General features: G+C 60.9%; 17 protein-coding genes. 10 read left to right on the plus strand and 7 right to left on the minus strand.

Annotation, left to right across the window (positions count from 1 at the left end):
- The first annotated feature begins 7 nt into the window (after positions 1-7).
- The 5 genes from GSQ90_RS23970 (at position 8) to GSQ90_RS23990 (ending at position 6,405) form a co-directional block, all read left to right on the plus strand.
- Positions 8-1,279, plus strand: coding sequence for an ABC transporter substrate-binding protein (locus tag GSQ90_RS23970; protein ID WP_158817487.1), 1,272 nt, complete (start codon positions 8-10; stop codon positions 1,277-1,279).
- A 64-nt stretch (positions 1,280-1,343) separates the two neighbouring features.
- Positions 1,344-2,228, plus strand: a complete 885-nt coding sequence (locus GSQ90_RS23975; RefSeq protein WP_158817543.1) for a carbohydrate ABC transporter permease — start codon at positions 1,344-1,346, stop codon at positions 2,226-2,228.
- Positions 2,228-3,079 carry a carbohydrate ABC transporter permease gene (locus GSQ90_RS23980; RefSeq protein WP_158817488.1) on the plus strand — a complete coding sequence of 284 codons (852 nt, stop codon included), beginning with the start codon at positions 2,228-2,230 and terminating at the stop codon, positions 3,077-3,079. Before GSQ90_RS23975 ends, GSQ90_RS23980 begins: the two co-directional genes overlap by 1 nt.
- Before the next feature lie 40 nt (positions 3,080-3,119).
- The gene (locus tag GSQ90_RS23985) at positions 3,120-4,244 is read left to right on the plus strand and encodes an ABC transporter ATP-binding protein (protein WP_158817489.1); all 1,125 of its coding nucleotides are present in this window, start codon (positions 3,120-3,122) and stop codon (positions 4,242-4,244) included.
- Between the two features lie 73 nt (positions 4,245-4,317).
- Positions 4,318-6,405 carry a beta-galactosidase gene (locus GSQ90_RS23990; protein WP_158817544.1) on the plus strand — a complete coding sequence of 696 codons (2,088 nt, stop codon included), beginning with the start codon at positions 4,318-4,320 and terminating at the stop codon, positions 6,403-6,405.
- Between the two features lie 252 nt (positions 6,406-6,657).
- Here GSQ90_RS23990 and GSQ90_RS23995 read toward each other — a convergent pair whose 3' ends face one another.
- From GSQ90_RS23995 to GSQ90_RS24010, 4 genes are all read right to left on the minus strand, one after another.
- The gene (locus GSQ90_RS23995) at positions 6,658-7,446 is read right to left on the minus strand and encodes an amino acid ABC transporter ATP-binding protein (RefSeq protein WP_305848682.1); all 789 of its coding nucleotides are present in this window, start codon (positions 7,444-7,446) and stop codon (positions 6,658-6,660) included.
- 23 nt (positions 7,447-7,469) lie between these two features.
- Positions 7,470-8,168, minus strand: a complete 699-nt coding sequence (locus GSQ90_RS24000) for an amino acid ABC transporter permease (RefSeq protein ID WP_158817490.1) — start codon at positions 8,166-8,168, stop codon at positions 7,470-7,472.
- 54 nt (positions 8,169-8,222) lie between these two features.
- The gene (locus tag GSQ90_RS24005) at positions 8,223-9,086 is read right to left on the minus strand and encodes an ABC transporter substrate-binding protein (protein WP_158817491.1); all 864 of its coding nucleotides are present in this window, start codon (positions 9,084-9,086) and stop codon (positions 8,223-8,225) included.
- 87 nt (positions 9,087-9,173) lie between these two features.
- On the minus strand, positions 9,174-10,097 hold the full coding sequence (locus GSQ90_RS24010; protein WP_158817492.1) for a dimethylarginine dimethylaminohydrolase family protein: 924 nt from the start codon (positions 10,095-10,097) through the stop codon (positions 9,174-9,176).
- Positions 10,098-10,256: 159 nt separating this feature from the next.
- On the opposite strand from GSQ90_RS24010, the gene GSQ90_RS24015 reads away from it, so the two are divergent.
- Positions 10,257-11,162, plus strand: coding sequence for a LysR substrate-binding domain-containing protein (locus GSQ90_RS24015; protein ID WP_158817493.1), 906 nt, complete (start codon positions 10,257-10,259; stop codon positions 11,160-11,162).
- Between the two features lie 77 nt (positions 11,163-11,239).
- On the opposite strand, the gene GSQ90_RS24020 is transcribed toward GSQ90_RS24015, so the two are convergent.
- Positions 11,240-12,067 carry an alpha/beta fold hydrolase gene (locus GSQ90_RS24020; RefSeq protein WP_158817494.1) on the minus strand — a complete coding sequence of 276 codons (828 nt, stop codon included), beginning with the start codon at positions 12,065-12,067 and terminating at the stop codon, positions 11,240-11,242.
- A gap of 138 nt (positions 12,068-12,205) precedes the next feature.
- Between GSQ90_RS24020 and GSQ90_RS24025 the strand changes: the two genes are divergently transcribed.
- From GSQ90_RS24025 to GSQ90_RS24040, 4 genes are all read left to right on the plus strand, one after another.
- On the plus strand, positions 12,206-13,141 hold the full coding sequence (locus GSQ90_RS24025) for a LysR family transcriptional regulator (RefSeq protein WP_158817495.1): 936 nt from the start codon (positions 12,206-12,208) through the stop codon (positions 13,139-13,141).
- A gap of 100 nt (positions 13,142-13,241) precedes the next feature.
- The gene (locus GSQ90_RS24030; protein WP_158817496.1) at positions 13,242-13,817 is read left to right on the plus strand and encodes a TetR/AcrR family transcriptional regulator; all 576 of its coding nucleotides are present in this window, start codon (positions 13,242-13,244) and stop codon (positions 13,815-13,817) included.
- Positions 13,818-13,887: 70 nt separating this feature from the next.
- The gene (locus GSQ90_RS24035; protein WP_210254962.1) at positions 13,888-15,105 is read left to right on the plus strand and encodes an MFS transporter; all 1,218 of its coding nucleotides are present in this window, start codon (positions 13,888-13,890) and stop codon (positions 15,103-15,105) included.
- Between the two features lie 119 nt (positions 15,106-15,224).
- Positions 15,225-16,133: an AraC family transcriptional regulator gene (locus GSQ90_RS24040; protein WP_158817498.1), complete on the plus strand. Its 909-nt coding sequence runs from the start codon at positions 15,225-15,227 to the stop codon at positions 16,131-16,133.
- 128 nt (positions 16,134-16,261) lie between these two features.
- Here the strand turns inward: GSQ90_RS24040 and GSQ90_RS24045 are convergent, their stop codons facing one another.
- A complete protein-coding gene (locus tag GSQ90_RS24045; protein WP_158817499.1) occupies positions 16,262-17,020 on the minus strand; it encodes a hypothetical protein in 759 nt (252 codons plus the stop codon).
- Between the two features lie 212 nt (positions 17,021-17,232).
- Positions 17,233-18,279 carry an NAD(P)-dependent alcohol dehydrogenase gene (locus tag GSQ90_RS24050; protein ID WP_158817500.1) on the minus strand — a complete coding sequence of 349 codons (1,047 nt, stop codon included), beginning with the start codon at positions 18,277-18,279 and terminating at the stop codon, positions 17,233-17,235.
- Positions 18,280-18,344 lie beyond the last annotated feature (65 nt).

Here is an 18,344-nt window from a genome sequence, read left to right on the forward strand (position 1 = left end):
GAACGATATGAAGTCAGAATCTTCGCGCGCGATTCTATCGCGCCGGACGTTGCTCAAGGCTGGGGCAGGCGGTTTGGCGGCCTCTACCCTCGGCGGGCTCGCTGCGCCGGCTATCGCCCAGCCGAAGTCGATCACCGTCATCAACGACCAGGGCAATGCGAATGCGGTCGCCGCCTTCGCCAAAATCGCGCAGGACTTTAAGGCCCAGACGGGAATTGACGTCGTAATCAACAATGTCGCCCACGAGGCTAACAAGACCGCGATCCGCAACTATCTGGTCGCCGGCGCGCCGGATATCTGCTTCTGGTTCTCGGGCAACCGCATGAAGGCGTTCGTCAAGCGCGGTCTCTTCGACGATATTTCCGATTTGATCCAGCACGAAAACCTCAGCAGTCCGCTCGCCGTCACGATCGGCTCGGTGACGGTCGACGGCAAGCAATATGGCCTGCCCATGGGCGGCACGCTCTGGGGTAACTTCTATCTGAAGGACGTGTTCGAAAAGAACAATCTCACGCCGCCCACGACCTGGGACGAGACGCTCGCCTATGTCGAAAAGGCCAAGTCGGCGGGCCTCACGCCGTTCGCGCTCGGCACCAAGGAACTCTGGCCGGCCGCCGGCCTATTCGACGAATTCAACTTGCGTATCAACGGCCTCGAAAAGCACCTCGCGCTGATGGACGGGAAGATGAGCTATCTCGATCCGTCGCTGACCGCGGTCTTCGATCATTGGGAGCAACTGATCAAGGGCGGCGCCTTTCTCGACAACGCCACCTCTTATGGATGGCAGGAAGCCGGAGCCGTTCTCGGCCAGAAGAAGGCCGGTATGATGAACCTCGGCAACTTCCTGAGCTACGCCATTCCGGACGCCTCCAAATCGTCTCTGACTTTCGCGCCTTTCCCCAAGATCGCCGACATCGGGCGTTTCGAGGATTTCTCGGTCGATTCCGTCCACATCCCCGCCAACGCCAAGAACAAGGATCTGGCCCGCCAGTTCCTCGCCTTCTTCTACAAGCCGGAGAACCTTGCGGCCTACCTGCAACCGACCGGCAACATCTCGCCGCGTAGCGACGCGCCGCCTTCTGACGATCCGCTCATCAATCAGGCGCTCGAGAGCCTGAAAAGCGTGCAGGGAACGTCTCAATACTACGATCGCGACACCGATCCGGACCTGGCGCAGGTCGGCTTGAACGGGTTCCAAGAATTCGCGGCCAAGCCTGAGCGCCGGCAACAGATCCTCGAGAGCCTGGAAGCTGCGCGCAAACGTATTTTCAAGGCGTAATCTCTCCCGAGGCGGGCGGGTGGGGAGCATGCCTGCGCTTCCCACCCTCATTGAAGGCGCCGATATGCACGATCATTGGCGACGACATCGCGAATGGCTTTCGCCGACGCTGTTCATTCTGCCGGGCGCGGCTATCTTCGGGGTGGTGATCATCTGGTCGGCCCTGCAGAGCGTCTGGATCAGCCTGCACGATTGGGACGGCATGGGGCCGATGACCTGGGTGGGGCTCGGCAATTTCGAAGAACTGTTCCGCGACGACAATTTCTACACCTCGCTCAAGAACAACCTCATCTGGCTTGTCGTGTTCATGCTCGCTCCGCCCATCGGGCTCGCCATCGCTCTGCTGGTCAACCAGCAGATCGCCGGCATGCGTTTCCTGAAGTCGCTATTCTTCGTGCCGCTGGTGCTGGCCTCGGTGGCGGTGGGCGTCGTCTTCACCTGGCTCTACACGCCCGGCATCGGACTTCTCGCCATCATTTTTTCCGCCTTCGGCGCCACGGCGCCGGCGTTGCTCTCCGACGAGCGCCTCGTCACCTTCGCGGTGGTCGTGGCGGCGCTGTGGCCGCAGATCGCCTTCTGCATGGTGCTCTATCTCGCGGGGCTGAACGGCCTCAGCGAAGACCTGATCGGCGCCGGCCGCGTCGACGGCGCCCGCGGCTGGCGCATGCTGCGCCATGTGGTCCTACCGCAGCTCTCGCAGGTCACGTTCATCGCCATCGCGGTCACCGCAATCGGGGCGCTGCGGTCTTTCGACATAGTCTCGGTGATGACGCAGGGCGGGCCGTTCGGATCGTCATCGGTCCTCGCGTATATGATGTACGAGCAGTCGATCTTCTCGTACCGCTTCGGCTATGGCGCCGCGATCGCCACGGTGCTGTTCGCGATCATGGCGGTCTTCATCGCCTGGTATCTCCAGAGCATCTACAAGGCTGAGCGGGGGAACGGCTGATGTATCCCCGCCCCATTCCGCAGACGGCCCGCGCCGCCCGAGCGCTCTATGTCGCGCTCGTCGCCGCCATATTGGTCGTCTGGCTCGCTCCTCTGTTGGCGATCATCCTCACGTCGCTGCGCGCGACAAACGATGTCGCCAGCGGCAACCTGTGGGGCTGGCCGACCGAGTTCGGCGCCGTCGACAATTACGAGAGGGTGTTCACGCAATCGCCGATGGCGCGATTTTTTCTCAACAGCCTGATGATCACCATTCCCGCCGTGATCGGAGTGCTCGTGTTGTCGACTCTCACCGGCTTCGTTCTCGCCAAATATCGGTTCCCCGGCGGCCGCGCCGTGTTCGCGATGTTCATCGGCGGCAATTTCCTGCCGGCGCAGATCATCATGATCCCGGTGCGCAATCTCATGCTGACACTGGGCATCTATGACACCCACTGGGCGCTCATCATCTTTCACGTCGCGTTCCAGACCGGCTTCGCCACTTTGTTCATGCGTAACTTCATTGCCGCGCTTCCCGGCGAGCTGTTCGAGGCGGCGCGGGCGGAGGGCGCTTCGCCGTTCCAGACCCTGCGCCATGTCGTGATCCCGCTTGTGCGCCCGGCGCTCGGCGCGCTCGCCATTCTGATCTTCACCTTCATCTGGAACGATTATTTCTGGGCCGTCGTGCTGGTCGTCAATGACACGGTGAAGCCAGTGACCGCGGGACTCGCCAACCTGCGCGGAGAATTCGTGTCGCAATGGAACATCCTTTCAGCCGCGACCGTTGTCGTCGCGGTCCCGCCCGTCGTCATGTTCTTCCTGATGCAGAGACATTTCATCTCGGGCCTCACCGCCGGCGCGGTGAAGGGATGACCAGAGCCGCATTGCCATTCCATCAACGAGATCCCTCCTGATGCCCAAGCTTCAACTCTCACGGGTCACCAAGAGCTACGGCGCCTTCCACGCACTGAAGGCCATCGACCTCTCCGTCGATCCAGGCGAATTCATCGTGATGGTGGGGCCCTCAGGCTGCGGCAAGTCCACTCTGCTCAAGGCGATCGCCGGACTCGAGGCGATCACCTCCGGCAGCATCGTCATAAACGGTCGCGACGTCACCAGCGCGCAGCCGTCCGATCGCGGCATCGCGATGGTGTTTCAATCCTATGCGCTCTACCCGCACATGACGGTCGCCGAAAACATGGGTTTCGGCCTGCGCATGGCGAACCGCCCCAAGGAGGAAATCCGCGTGGCGGTCGAGCGCGCGGCGGCGACGCTGCGCCTCACTGACCAGCTCGAAAAACTGCCGCGACAGCTCTCGGGCGGCCAGCGCCAACGGGTGGCCATTGGTCGCGCAATCACGCGTTCGCCCGAAGTCTTCCTGTTCGACGAGCCGCTGTCCAATCTCGACGCGGCGCTGCGAACCCAGATGCGCGTCGAACTGGCTTCGCTACACGCGCAACTCAATGCCACCATGATCTACGTCACGCACGACCAGATCGAGGCTATGACTATGGCGAGCCGCATCGTCGTGCTCAACGCCGGGCGCATCGAGCAGGTCGGCTCGCCGCTCGATCTCTATCGCAACCCGGACAATCAGTTCGTGGCGGGATTTCTCGGGGCGCCGCGCATGAATTTCCTGGCCGGGACGGTTGAGGCGATCGTGGGGGGCGTCGCGACCATCCAGCTTGCCGGCGCGAGCGCCTATGCCATGCCGCTCAGGCCCGGCGCCGATCTGGCCCCCGGATCGGCCGTCACCGTCGGCCTTCGACCGGAATCGCTGACGCCGACCGACGGCGCGGGAATTCCCGGGACTGTGCGGCTTGTCGAACTGCTCGGGCGGGAAACTATTCTCTATGTCGATGCCGGCCCACTGCGTTCTGTCGGCTCAGACACGGGAACGGCCAATCTCACCGTCCATGTCGCGAGCGCGGTCGCCGCCCCCCCTGGCGCCGCGGTCCGCCTGCGCTTCAATCCCGACGACGCCTATCTCTTCGGCGGAGACGGCCTGCGCACGTTGTCGGCGCCGAAATCCATCTAGCCTACCTCACCGGAGTTCTCCCTTGCTTCACAAATCTCGTAGTGCGCCGATCTCGGTCTGGCGACCCATCGACATGGACCGTTTCCTGGTTGGCGCGCCGCATTACCCCGAGCATGTCGACGAAAGTTACTGGGAGCGCGACGCACAGCGCATGGCGGCTGCCGGCTTCAATGTCGTTCGCATGGGAGAATTCGCCTGGCACATCTTTGAGCCGCGCGAGGGGGTGTTCGATTTCGACCTATTCGATCGCGCGATCGATGGTCTTGCCCACCATGGCGTGCAGACGATCCTCTGCACGCCCACGGCGACCCCGCCCCGCTGGCTCACTCGGAGGCATCCCGAAGTGCTACGAGTCGACGAGCACGGACGTCGTGCGAGCCACGGATCGCGTCAGCACGCCGACACGACGAACCCGGTCTTCCGCGAGCACAGCAAACGCATCACGCGCGCGCTCTCCGATCACTATCGTGACAACCCGAACGTCATCGGCTGGCAGACCGACAATGAGCTCAACACAACGGAATCGTTGTCCTTCTCGGAACCGGCCAGAATCGAGTTCCAGAAATTTCTGGAGGCGCAATACCAGACCATCGATCGGTTGAATTTCGCGTGGGGCGGAAGCTTCTGGGCCACGCACTACGATAACTTCGACGACGTGGTTTTTCCGGTCGATGGCAATCCAGGCTGGGTCAGTCCTGGTCACGCCCAGGACTATCATCGCTTCCTGGCGTTCGCGACCGCTCGTTTCCAGCACGACCAGGTGGAGATATTGAGAGCCGCTAACTCCAAATGGTTCATCTTTCACAATCTAGGCCGGCTCGAGGACATCGATTTTCGAGGTCAGTTCTCGACCGACCTCGACTTCTTGGGCTACGACATCTATCCCCTACTCTACGACGAGATGCAGCGCATCGGCGGCCACGCGGAGATCCAGGCGCTCCACCTCGATATCTGTCGCGGCTTCAGCGGCAATTTCATCGTGCCCGAACAGCAAGCCGGCATCGGCTCGCAGCCGGGCTTCACCACACTGACCCCCGAGCCCGGCGAGATGCGCCGAATGGCCTATTCCTCCGTCGCCCGCGGCGCCGACGGGCTCCTGTTCTTCCGCTGGCGGCCGGCCCATTTTGGCGCCGAAATCTACTGGATGGGGATCCTCGATCACGACGACATCCCGCGCCGGCGCTACGACGAGGCCAAGCAGTTCGCCGTCGAAATGGCTGAGATCAGCGGCACCCTCCTTGGCACGCATGTGCGCATGGACGTCGGCATCGCCGGCGCTGACTTCGACAATCAACAGGCGCATCGCGCTTATCCGATAGGACTTCCCAGCCCTCACGACGACGGCATGATCCTGCATCGCCACTGCTATCGCAATGGGATCGCCTGCGGCTTCATCCATCCGAAGGACGACTTGTCGAGGCTGAAGCTGCTCTACGTGCCCCATTGGGTGATCTGGAACGACGAATGGACTGCGCGTGTGGAAGCGTTCGTACGCAATGGCGGAACGGCGATCTTCAGCGCCAGGACCGGCTCGCGCGACGCCAACAATCACGTCATTCGCAGGCCCGCGCCAGGACTGAGCCTGTCGGAACTGACCGGCGTCGTCGTCGAGGAATTCGGCCGTCTTCCTGCGCCGGGCCGCGACGGGCTGTTCGACACAAGCCGCTATCGCGCCGCGAATGTGCGCGAGGCGCATCCGGCGACTTCCGCGCGCCGACGCGTCACGCTCAAATTGGGCAATCACGAGATCGTGGCGGCCCACATGTACGAGTTGCTTGAGCTCGCGCCCGGCGTGGAGGCGCTCGGCGCGTGGTCCAGCGGATTCGCTCAGGGCCGCGCCGCCATCACCGTTCGCGAAGTGGGCAAGGGCCGCGTCTTCTATCTCGGAACATACCTGACGGACGATTTGGTGAATGCGCTTAGCATCGACATGATCGCCCGCGCTGGCGTGGAGCCGCTCGTCCCGGACTTGCCCGATGGGGTCGAGGCGACTATGCGCGAAGGCGCCGGGCGGCGTCTGCTGTTCGTCCTCAACACGCGCGCCGAGCCGGTCTCGGTGAAAGGGCTCCCCAAAGGCGCGGCGCTCGTCGGTCAGATCGGCGGCGATCGCGTGGCGGATTTGCCAGGCTACGGCTGCCTTCTCCTAGCGGTTGCCGACTGAAGGGGCACCTTCTCGTCGCAAATACCTGGTGGCTCCGCGCCCTTGAATAGCAGGCAAGCTTGCTGAACGCTGGGACGTTCTACAGGACGAAGCAACCCGAGTGGAATCTGTCAGCGGCCTTCCGATGTTCGGCGATTGTTCCCCACCCGATCAGGCGAGCGCCTAATAGAGGAGGTGGCGCCCTGCTGTCGAGAAGGGTGTCGAGCAGTCGAGCGCGGCCATCCCGGGCAGGTGTCTTTGACTTCATAAAGGCTATCTGAGAATCGAGCCGATGAAATTTTTGAGTCGCTCGCTGCGAGGATTGTCGAATAGCTGCGCCGGCGGTCCGGATTCGGCGATAACGCCGTCGCAGACGAAATGTACTGTGTCGGCGAGGCGCCGCGCAAATGCCATTTCGTGCGTAACCACCACCATTGTGCTCCCCTCCTCGGCGAGAGCCTTGATCGTGTCCAGCACGCCCGAAACGAGTTCCGGATCGAGAGCCGATGTGGGTTCGTCGAAAAGGATAAGGTCCGGCTTCATGGCGACCGCTCTGGCGATCGCAACGCGCTGCTTCTGCCCGCCTGACAGTTGCCCTGGAAAGCGATCGCTCCAGTCATACAAACCAACTCGTCTCAGAATATCCTGGGCGTGTGTTATGGCCTCGTCGCGGTTGCGACGTTGAACAAAAATCGGCCCCTCGACCACGTTCTCTAGAACGGTTCGGTGGTTAAAAAGATTGAAGTGCTGGAACACCATCGGCATGCGGGTGCGGACCCGTCGCAGCACCGACTCTGGCGCGCAGGCGAACCTCCCGGCCTCTTCGCCACACAACCGTTCACCGTCGAAAGTGATCTCGCCGCCAGATGGCTTCTCCAGGAAATTGAGACAGCGCAGAAGCGTCGACTTGCCTCCGCCGCTCGGCCCGATCAGAAAGGTGACCTTGCCTTCCTCGATTGCCAGGTCGATGGTCTTCAGAACCTCGAAATGACCGAACCGCTTTTTGAGGTCACGCACCTGCAGCAGCGTTTTGCCCGGCATCACATTGTCCACATGTGCCATCGGGCGCTCCAAGATTATCTGATTCATGGATGTGCACCTGCTGGCGTGATGTGCCCAGCCCGCAAGTACGCTGGGGTCAGACGGCGCTCAAGACGAGCAACTAGGATTGAGGCAACGAAACTCAATACGAAGTAGATGAGCGCCACCATCAAATAGATTTGCATGCTCTGGAACGTGTTCGAGATGATGATCACGCCGTTTCTCAACAACTCGCTGACGGAGATATATGACACTAACGACGTATCCTTGAGGAGGCCAATGAAATATCCGCCGATAGTGGGCACAGCGATCCGAAGGGCCTGGGGTAGAATAATCCGGCGATAGATCATGACGCGCGACATTCCGATCGACAGGCCGCCGTCCTTCTGTCCCGAGTCGACCGACAAAATGGCCGCCCGAAAAACCTCGGAAAGATAGGCGCCGACGTTGAGACTGAGGCCGAGCACTCCAGCAGCGAACGCTGGCAGGGAAATGCCGATCTCCGGCAAGGTGAAATAGATCACCAAGAGTTGCACTATGAGCGGAACATCGCGCCAGATCTCGACATAGGTGGTGAGCGCCCATCGAAACGGGCGGAAGGACGAAAGCCGTCCCAACGCCACCACGAGACCGATAACAATTCCTACCGCAATGCTTAGCACTGCTAGCTGGACAGTCACCAAAGCGCCTTCAATTAGAAAGGGCATGTGGCGCGGGATCAGAATTACGAAGAACTCGTACATTGGCGCTCTCCCGCGGGGAAAGCGGCGCGCTACAAACGCGCCGCAACGCAGTCATCACTTCATCAGCGTCGCCTGCTCTGGTCCCCACGAGCGGTACTTCTCGAGGATGCTCTTGCGAGTGCCGTCCGCCTCCATGTCGGCGAGCGCTTTGTTGACAGCTTCAGCGAGGTCTGAGCATTCGCGCCGCATGCCGACGGCGAGGCCGCCCAGGACATAGGGCGCCTTGTTCTCCGCTTCCAGCCATTCCGGCTTGGGCTGATAAGGGAGGGCGTCTCCCACGATCTTCAGATCTCCGCTACGATCCGCTTCCGCCTTGAACGTAGTTTGATCGAAAATGATCGCGTCGACTTGTTTGTTACGCAAGGCAACAAAGGGTTCGCCAAAGGTATTGAAGTCTTGCACCTTGGCGGCCATCCCCTGATCGACCAGCCTATGCGCGGTGAGGGAATCCATGGTCCCCAATGTGCTCGACAGAATTTTGTCCTTAAGATCAGCCATGGAGTGGATCGGCGAATCTTTAAGCACGATGACGTGGTCGATCATCATGAAGTACGGTCGACTGAAGAGGATTCCTGCACTCTGGATGCGCTCTTGAGTTGAGGCCATCCCAGACAGGATAATATCCCAGCGGCCCGCCTTCAGGCCAGGAATCATCGTCGTCCATTCGGTGATTGCATAATCCCATTTTGGAACGCCAATACGTTTGGCGATTTCCGCAAATAGCTCCGGCTCGAAACCCTCATATGCCCCGGTCTGGTCGTTTTTCCAGACGAAAGGCTTGGTGCCCATTTGTCCGTTTGCGGACAGAATGACCCCACGACTTTTGATGTCGTCGAGGCACCCGGCATTGGCGGCGGTTGTGGAGACAACGATCGCGAGAACGGCGGCGCTGGCAAAGCAGCGTTTGATAAATGTCATGGTCTTTTCCCCTTATTTTTTGGCTCTGTTGATTGCTTCTGCGGAGCCCGCCATGGGGACGATTCCTCCCGGTTCTCCCTCCTTTGCTTACTCCGGCAGTCTTCTGAGTTCATGGCATGAGCAGTGAACGCCGCCGCCACCGAGGGCGAACATGTCGTAGTCGACAGCAAAGACCTCGAAGCCTTCCTCCTCGAGGCGAGCGTTGATGTTGCGATTGTGTGACATCGACAAGACGCGCTTGCGCCCCAGGCTGACGACGTTGCCGCCGAGCCGTACGCAGTCGGCATAGGGAACATTGATGGAGCGTATCCCGTGCTTCACCTTGATAACGTCGAGCGCGTAGGGCGGCAGGGCATCCTCGCAGATCAGGGCGAGTCCTTTCTCCAGCATCACCACCGCCGCATCCATGTGAACGAATTGGTGGGGGATCGGCACAACGAACACCTCCCAACTCTTCTCGCGCACCCAGTCGGCGACCTGCTCGGCCCCTTCCCTGGTTGAGCGGGTACCGGAATATCCGAGCAATGCCACGCCAGGCTTGAGGATAACAAAGTCGCCGCCCTCGAAATGCCCGGCCGTCACCCATTTCCAGATCGGAATGCCGGCATCGCGGTAGAACTGCGAGGCAACCGCATAGTCGCGTCGCCTCGGCGGCGTCTGGATACTGGCGACGACAGCCCCCCACGGAGTCATGAAGCTGGAGTCACGGGTAAAGACACTGGCCTTGAGGCCCTCATCGGCCTCGACGAAATGGCAACGCACGCCATTGGCTTCGTAGATGTCGACCATCTCGCGGTGCTGGCGCATGGCCAACTGCTTGTCGAAGCGGTATCCCATGTGCTCCTGGTTCTCCTGAGCTACATCGGAGATGGCATTGAGCTTGGTCCATTCGAAATGGTCCGGCTTGCCAAGCAAAACGTCGGTAAGAACACCCGTTTGGGCGTTCACGCTCCATCGCGGCTGATCGTCGGCGGAGCCAGCTCTCGCGCTCTCGCGCCCGTCATCCAGCATTCTTGCCTCCACTGTGGCATCCCCGCAGCCAAACTTGAGAGACGCTAAGTGTGAGAATGTTTTTACGCAATTGAGAAAAATGACCAATGATTGTAAATCTAGCTTACACCGCGTGATAAAGTCGGCAGACCACGACAGGAGTCAGAGGCTTAAAACCCGATGAAGCGATCACGCCTCCCCCTCCATGCATTTCGAGCTTTTGAAGCCGCAGCTGAGCACAAGAACCTCACGCTGGCCGCAGCGGACTTGGGTGTTACCCACGCTGCGATTAGCCATCATGTTCGTGGTCTTGAAGACCAATTGTCGATGCCTTTGTTTGATCGCAGTACGCGCCCGATGAAACTCACTGATGCTGGGGAACGGCTTCTCGAAGCCGTTCGGGCTGGCTTCGATCGCATTGCGGGAACACTCACCGAATTGAAAGGCCGCGAATTCGAAGGAAACCTGATCGTCGTCAGTGTGCCCGGGCTGGGGGCTAATTGGTTGGCTGGAGTCCTCGGTGATTTCGTTGTTCTATTTCCACGCGTGCGCGTGCGGATGATGACCAGCTCTTGGCATCTACCAAGTCCAGTCGAGGACGCAGATGTTGCTATCGCCTATGGTAGCGCGGAACAGACGGGCAGACGTGTGACGCTTCTGGGCCATTCCAGGTTTTTCCCCGTCTGCAGCCCACGCCTACCAATCGCTCACCAGGGTCTACGGCCGAGGGACATGCTCGACTACACAATCATTCACGAACACAACACGGACACGTGGATGCGTTGGTTCATCAATTGCGGCGTCGTTCCATCCGACGACATCCGGAGCATTTATTTCGATGGGGCTCATTTGACGTTGCAAGCTGCTCGTGCAGGGGTGGGCATAGCAATGGGTGACATGCCGACGGTCGGTGCCGATCTCCGAGAAGGACGGCTCGTCCGCTTGTCCGATCAATCCGTTCCGATGACGCATCCCTATTATCTCACAACCCCTCCGAACAAACGCCTGAAGCCAGCGGCAAGAGCCCTCGAGGCCTTCATTCTCGAACGGTTTGGAGAATTGGAAATGCCAAAATCAGAAAGCTAACTGCCTGATGCGGACGGCATAGTCATGCATCTCCCTCTTGCAGCCTCTTTCGCGGATACGCGCCGTTACACGTACGGTTAGGACGCAGCGCCGGTCGCATTGCCGTTCGTCCCATTCGGCTCGGCTTTGGCCCGGGCATCGGCGAAGTCGACGATTAGCCGCGCAAGTTCGTCGGACGACTCCAGCGGCGACAGATGCCCAGTACCAGGCATTACATGCATGACGGCGTGCGGAATGCGCGGCAGCAGCTCCGCCTTGAGCGTGTCGACACTGTCGACCCGATCGAGTTCGCCAGCAATGACGATCGTGGGCACATTGATGGCCTCCACCTCACGGCTGATGTCCTCCAAGCTAGTGGACCATGGCCATGCCGCCTTTGCCTGCGGCGCGCCACGCAGGCTGTCTTCGATCACCTGCTCCCGGTCCTTCTGGCTGAGAACCTTGGCTGTCAGCATATGGTCTATCGCCATACCGACACTCTCGCGGGTCGAATAGGCGCCAGCCATCGTCTCCCTCGCCTCGGGGGGGATGGCCAGGGGCGGAGGGGAGGAAGGGGCGACAAGGGCCAGGCCGATCAAGCCCTTCGGGCGGCGCGAGGCCATGAGTTGCGCGACCTTGCCACCCATCGAATGGCCGACCAGAATGTATCGCTTCAAATCCAGCGCCTCGATAATGCCCTGCGCGTCGTTGGCGAGATCGACCAAGCCATAGCCGCCCGCCGGCGCATCGGATTCGCCCCAGCCGCGGTGGTCGATCGCAACGGTGTGGTGCGAATTCGGAAGGGCGGCGATCACGTTGCGCCAAGTGCGCGACGAGCCGCCCCAATAATGCAGGAACACGAGGGACAGTTCGCCGCGGCCTTGTTCCTCAACGTGAACCCGAATGCCGTTCGAAGCGATTTTCATTGGCTATCTCCTTGATCTTGAAAGTCCGGCCGGCTTTCCGACCGCCCTTGACCCGGAACATAGACCGCGTAGCCTTGATCGATAATCTCCACCATGTGATCGGCATATGATAATCACGCTATCGAATTGGAGCAGGTCATGGATCGCCTCACCAGCATGGCGGTTTTCGTCGCAGCCGTTGACGAGGGCAGCCTCAGCCGGGCGGCGCAGCGTTTCGGCCTGTCGGCCTCGATGGCCGGCAAGCATGTCTCCGCGATCGAAGCGGATCTCAATATCCGCCTGATGCAGCGCAGCACCCGTCAGCTCAGCGTGACCGATGTGGGCCGAGCCTATTACACACGCTGCAAACGCATCCTCGAGGAAGTCGAGGATGCGAACCGCGAGGCCAGTGATGCGCAACAGGTCGTTCGTGGCGTGCTGCGCGTTGCTGCGCCTGTAACCTTCGGCGCGATGCATCTTGGCGACGTGTTGGCCCGCTACCTTGAGCAGCACCCCGCTGTCGCCGTAGAAGTCATACTGAACGACCGTTATGTCGACCTGCTCGGCGAGGGGATCGACGTAGCGATCCGGATCGGCCGGCTGCTCGATTCCGATCTCGTCGCCAGACGCCTAGCGCCTTGCCGCATGGCGTTCTGCGCATCACCCGACTTCCTCAAGCGATACGGCGCCCCGAGGAATGCAGAAGAGCTGCGCGGCGCGCCTCGGTTGGCTTTCAGCGAAGCCGTCTCGGCCGGCGATTGGACGCTCACGGACCCGGAGGGCCAGCGTCACCTTATCGATGGACCGCTTCGCATGGAGGCGAACAACACGCAGATGCTTCTTGCGGCCGCGCTCGCCGGAGCCGGCGTCGCCTACGGCCCGACCTTCGTATTCGGCGGGCGGATAGCGACCGGCGAGTTGATCGCCCTGTTGCCCGACCATCGCACTTCGGACCTTGCGATCCACGCAGTCTATCCAACGGCGCGCAATGTCTCGCTGAAGGCGCGCCGCTTCATCGATTACCTGATCGCAAGCTTCGGAAGCGAGCCCGCCTGGGACCTCGCGCCCGCGACATCAGAAAGGACGGGGGCATGAGCTGCTCACGCCCCCTCCCCGCGGTGAGTCTTGAATCGGGTCTTGACATCTAAGACGAACGTTCGTATTAAACTGAGACGGTCGTTCGTATTGGTGCGCAATGGCAAGACACAACGTTCGCGAGCAGATAGTTGAGGCCGGCCTAAAAACCCTTCTGGAGAAGGGCTTCAACGGTTGTGGCGTAAGAGACATCACGGATGCGGCCGGGGCGCCGACGGGTTCCTTCTACAACCATTTCGCCAGCAAGGAGGCGCTCGCCGCTGAAATCGTCGAGCGCTATGCGCAGAGCAATTCGCGACGCAAGGCCTTGCGGGACAAAACACTTCCCCCCTTGGAAAGGCTACGACGTCATTTCGCGGGGTTGAGCCAGATGTACGCAGATCTCGACTATGGACGTGGGTGTCTGCTCGGCAACTTCAGCGCTGAACTTGCCGATCACAGCCCGCTCATTCGCGAACGGTTGGCTGCGCTTTTTGCCTCGTGGACGAAGGATATCGAGGATGCCGTTCGGGACGCCCAGGCAGATGGGTCGGTGTCGACCATGACCAATCCGGCTGACCTCGCGGCCTTTCTCCTCGATGCTTTTGAGGGAACCCTACTACGCGCCCGGGTCGAGAAGTCCGGCGCCCCGCTCGACCGCTTCACGACGATCGCGTTCGCCCACCTCCTTGCCTGATCGCCCGAGCCTTTTGCGAATTTTAAGACGAACGTTCGTCTTTATGTTCTGAATTAGGGAGATGCTCGCTATGTCCACGGTCTCAGCCTCTCACACGATGACGCCGATCTACTGGATGGCGCTCGGAACCTTCGCGATCGGCACCGAGGGGTTCATGATCGCTCCGTTGCTCCCGAGCCTGGCCGGCGACCTGACGGTCAGCGTGGCCGCGGCTGGGCAGTTGGTGACCGTCTTCGCGCTTACCTATGCTGTCAGTTCGCCGATCCTCACGGCGCTCACGGGCAACCTCAACCGGCGCCGCCTGCTCGTCCTCTCGATGATCAGTTTCGCGCTAGCGAACATCGTTGCCTTCGCCGCGAAAGATTACTGGGCGCTGATGACCGCGCGCGTCCTCCTGGCCGTCGCGGCCGGACTCTATGTCCCGAACGCCAACGCCCTTGCTGGCGCCTTGGTCGGGCCGGAGCGAAGGGGCGCCGCTCTCGCCATCGTCAGCGGTGGGACCACGGTCGCAGTCGCGCTCGGCGTCCCTCTTGGCGCAATCATCGGCGAAAAATTCGGATGGCGCGCGATGTTCGCGGGTGTCGGCGTCCTGGCGCTGATCGCGACGCTTGGCCTCCTGGCCGGACTTGCCCGAGATGTCGGCTCTCACCTGCCAGCCGTCGGACTGCGCGAGCGCCTCGGCGTTATCCGCCGACCGGGCGTCGCGGGGACCCTGTTCGTCACGACACTCTGGGCGACCGGCGCCTATACGGTCTACACCTACATCGCCTCGTTTCTGTACGCGACGGCTGGGATCGAAGGTTCCTATCTGAGCGCCGTGCTGTTCGTGTGGGGACTGTCCGCGGCGGCCGGGATTTTTGTCGGCGGAACCCTGACGGATAAGCATGGGCCCCAACCCGTGATCCTTCTTGGCCTGCTCTTTCTGGCGCTCGCGTTCGCCAGCCTCTCGGTGAGCGCGACGCTCTTATCCAAGGCCGTCGCGATCGGGCCGGCGCTCGTCGCGATCGTCGTCTGGGGCCTGTCGGCTTGGGCCTTCTTTCCGGCTCAGCAGACGCGGCTAATTGGCATCGCCGGAATCAAGGTCGCGCCGGTCGTGCTCTCGCTCAACGCCTCCTTCATGTTCTTGGGCTTCTCGCTAGGCGCCGCGCTCGGCTCCGTGACCTTGACGTATGCCGCACCATCCGCGCTCGGCTGGGTCGGAAGCCTTTGCGTTCTTGCGTCGCTTTTGCTCTCGATCCGAACAATGCGCACAACGGCTGCAATGTCGGAGCCGGTGCTTCAACAATGAACGGTTTGCCGAATCTTGAAGGCCGGCATCGGTCGACGCCTTGCTCACACAGCGTTGATTCGCGGTCAATTGGCAGGTCTGACGAAAACGGTTGCAAGCAGGTCATAGGCTGACAAACTGTGGCAACACTTTCCTTCGAGGACAACCTTGTCAAACGATTTCAGTTGGCGCAAGCGCCGACGCTTGAAGCGCGCATGTCCGGCGCTGCGCCGATAGTATTTTCCAGAATGCGTAATGAGCGAGCAAACCCCGCGCGCTCGATAAGCCCACGGCCAGAAAACGCATTCACCTTCCAAATCCCGCTGATCCCTGCCTCCTTCTCGGACCTGAGGTATGGAAATAGGGTAGTTGCCCTTCCAGAGGTCCAGGAACCGGGCCGCGCTTTCCTGTTCGACTTAAGCGCAAGACCAACTGTCGGACTTGGTACAGAGTTCGATAATTTGCGCTGCTATATATCCCAGAGGACGATTGACGATCTTGCCTACGAAAAAGGGCTCCGACGTGTTGGCGGGCTCTTCCAGTCGTCCTTTGGTGAGCGTGACCCGATATTGTTCCACTTGGCCAAGATTGTTGTCCCAGCCTTAGCCAACCCCAGCGCCGTCAGTTCAGCCTTTGTCGAATACGTCGCCCTCGCCTTTCACGAGCATGTCGTCACCACCTACGGGGGCGTTCCCGCCGCCGGACGCCGACATAGGGGCCTGGCGCCATGGCAGGCCCGTCGCATCGTCGATTTCATCGAGGCCAATTTAGCGAATAACCCGTCAATCTCTGAACTCGCTCAGGTTTGCAACCTTTCCAGCAGCTACTTCATGCAGGCGTTCAAACAAACAATGAACATGGCGCCTCACCAATTGCTGATGAGGCGAAGGGTTGAATGCAGCAAAACGATGCTCCGAGACACGAACGAGAGCTTAGCGGAAATCGCTCTCGCTTGCGGCTACTGGGACCAGAGCCACTTTTCGCGGGTATTCGCTCGCTTCGAGGGATGCAGCCCCGGCGAATGGCGTCGCTTGCAGCGAAGGGGATAGCTGACCGCCTTCGACGGGTTCGTGCTGCCGCTTCGATGGCCTGCCAGCACCGCCGGCGAGCGCCTGGCGAAGTCCGCAACTTCCCGGCTCGGAACTGCGTCGCTCCTTAGACCAAGCACGATCCGCGATCAGCTTTTGAGAAGGTCTATCAACTTGTCGACTCCGGTCGAGGGAAGCCGGAACATGCCAGAATAAGGCTGACTGAGTTCGAGGATGAGAAAGATGCCGCTGGCGATGGCGATCGCGCCCGCAGCTTCCGCCGCGATAGTGACGGCGTTGGGGCTCGAAACGAGACCGTTGCCAAGGAAAAGCGCGCCGGACCAGCAGACGACGACGACGAGGAGGAAGGGCGGCACCGGATTGGAGAGCTGGCGCGCCATCAAGTTTTGCGTTTGCGCCACCGTCGTCGCCAATTGCCGCGCGGTCGCCAGGTTTTGCCGCTGCCCTTCGGTTTCCGGGCGAAGCCCATCAAAATAATCGGCTAGGCCGCGCATGTTGGCGCGCGATTCTTCAAACGTAAAGGCTTGTGGGCCGCGGGCTTGGTCTCCGTAGAAGCGCTTTCGTGAGCTCGCAAGCCCTGCCTGGAGCAGAGCACGCCCGCCCGATGCTTCGGGACCATATTTTTCGAGCGCGAGATCGAGTTCGAGGATCATCGGCCCAAGCGACTGCGCTTCAGCCTGCTGCGTCGTGAACACCGAGAACGCCGTCCAGATGAGGAGCCCGAGCACGAGGGCGAGCAACAGGGTGATGAGCCCGACCATCGCGCCGACGGTCCCCCTCGCATCCGTCACATATTGGACTGGCAGGGTCAGTTGAATCAGCATGCCCACCACGCCACAAGCAAACGTCACCGCCGCGATGCCGGCCGATCGCACCAAAGAATTCATGAAATGCCCCCAACGTCGCCTCGCGCCTGCCCTGCGGCGGAGCTCCTCGCTTCATGTTAAGGTTCGACTAACGTTCGGTGGTAAAGTCAACCCGGAGTCGAGTCCCTTTGAAAGCCGCGCGCGGGAAATCGACGACGAGGTCACGACGACAAACCGCAACGCGATTCCCTCGCCGCAACAAAGCGAGAGGGACTAATCTAAGCCTGATCAGTTCAGCCAACCAACGACGCCATGTCGATAACGAAGCGGTAGCGCACGTCAGCACGCTCCATCCGCTCGAACGCCTCGTTAATTTGATCCACGCGGATCATCTCGCAGTCTGGCAGAACGTTCTTTTTTGCACAGAAATCGAGCATTTCCTGCGTCTCGGCGATCCCGCCGATCGGCGAGCCGGCCACTCGCCGCCGACCTAGCAACAGCGGAACGGTCGACGGTTCGGCCAGCGGTCCGATTTGGCCGACCAATACCAGAGTGCCATCGACGTCGAGCAGCGGTACATACGGATTGATGTCGTGCTTGACTGGCACAGTATCGATGATCATGTCGAGGCTTGACGCAGCGGCAGTCATCGCATCCGGGTCGCTGGAGACCAGCAGACGGTCGGCGCCAAGGCTTAGCGCGTCGCCTTCCTTATCTTTGGCCCGGCTCATCACCGTCACGTCGGCGCCAAGCGCTGCTGCGAGTTTGACGGCCATATGGCCGAGCCCGCCGAGGCCGATAACCCCGACCCGGCTGCCCGGTCCAACGTTCCAAGTGCGCAAGGGCGAATAGGTCGTAATACCCGCGCACAGCAGCGGCCCGACGCGCGAAAGATCGAGCCCGTCCGGCACGCGCACGACAAACTCCTCACGCGTTACCAGGTGTTTTGCATAGCCGCCATAGGTCGGCTCGCAGGCTATCCGATCGCGGCCGTTGTAAGTCGGCGTGAAACCCCGCCTGCAGAGCTGTTCTTCGCCCCTTCTGCATTGATCGCATTCCTGGCAGCTGTCGACCATGCAGCCCACAGCCACGTGATCTCCAATCTTATAACGTCTGGCGTTGCTGCCGACGTCAATGACTCGGCCGACGATCTCGTGACCAGGAACGATCGGATAAGCGCTCCCACCCCAGTCGTTGCGGGCCTGATGGAGGTCGGTGTGGCAGATTCCGCAAAAAAGGACTTCCATCGCCACGTCATCCGAACGCAAGCTGCGGCGCCCGAAGGCGAAAGGAGCGAGGGGCGTGGCGGCCGACTGGGCTGCATAACCAATGGTTTTCATGTGTGCCTGTGCCTGTTGGAATTGATGAGTGACCTCAACGACCCGCAGTCGCCATCAGATGCAGG

The organism is Methylocapsa sp. S129 (assembly GCF_009765995.1).
Taxonomy (GTDB): Bacteria; Pseudomonadota; Alphaproteobacteria; order Rhizobiales; family Beijerinckiaceae; genus Roseiarcus.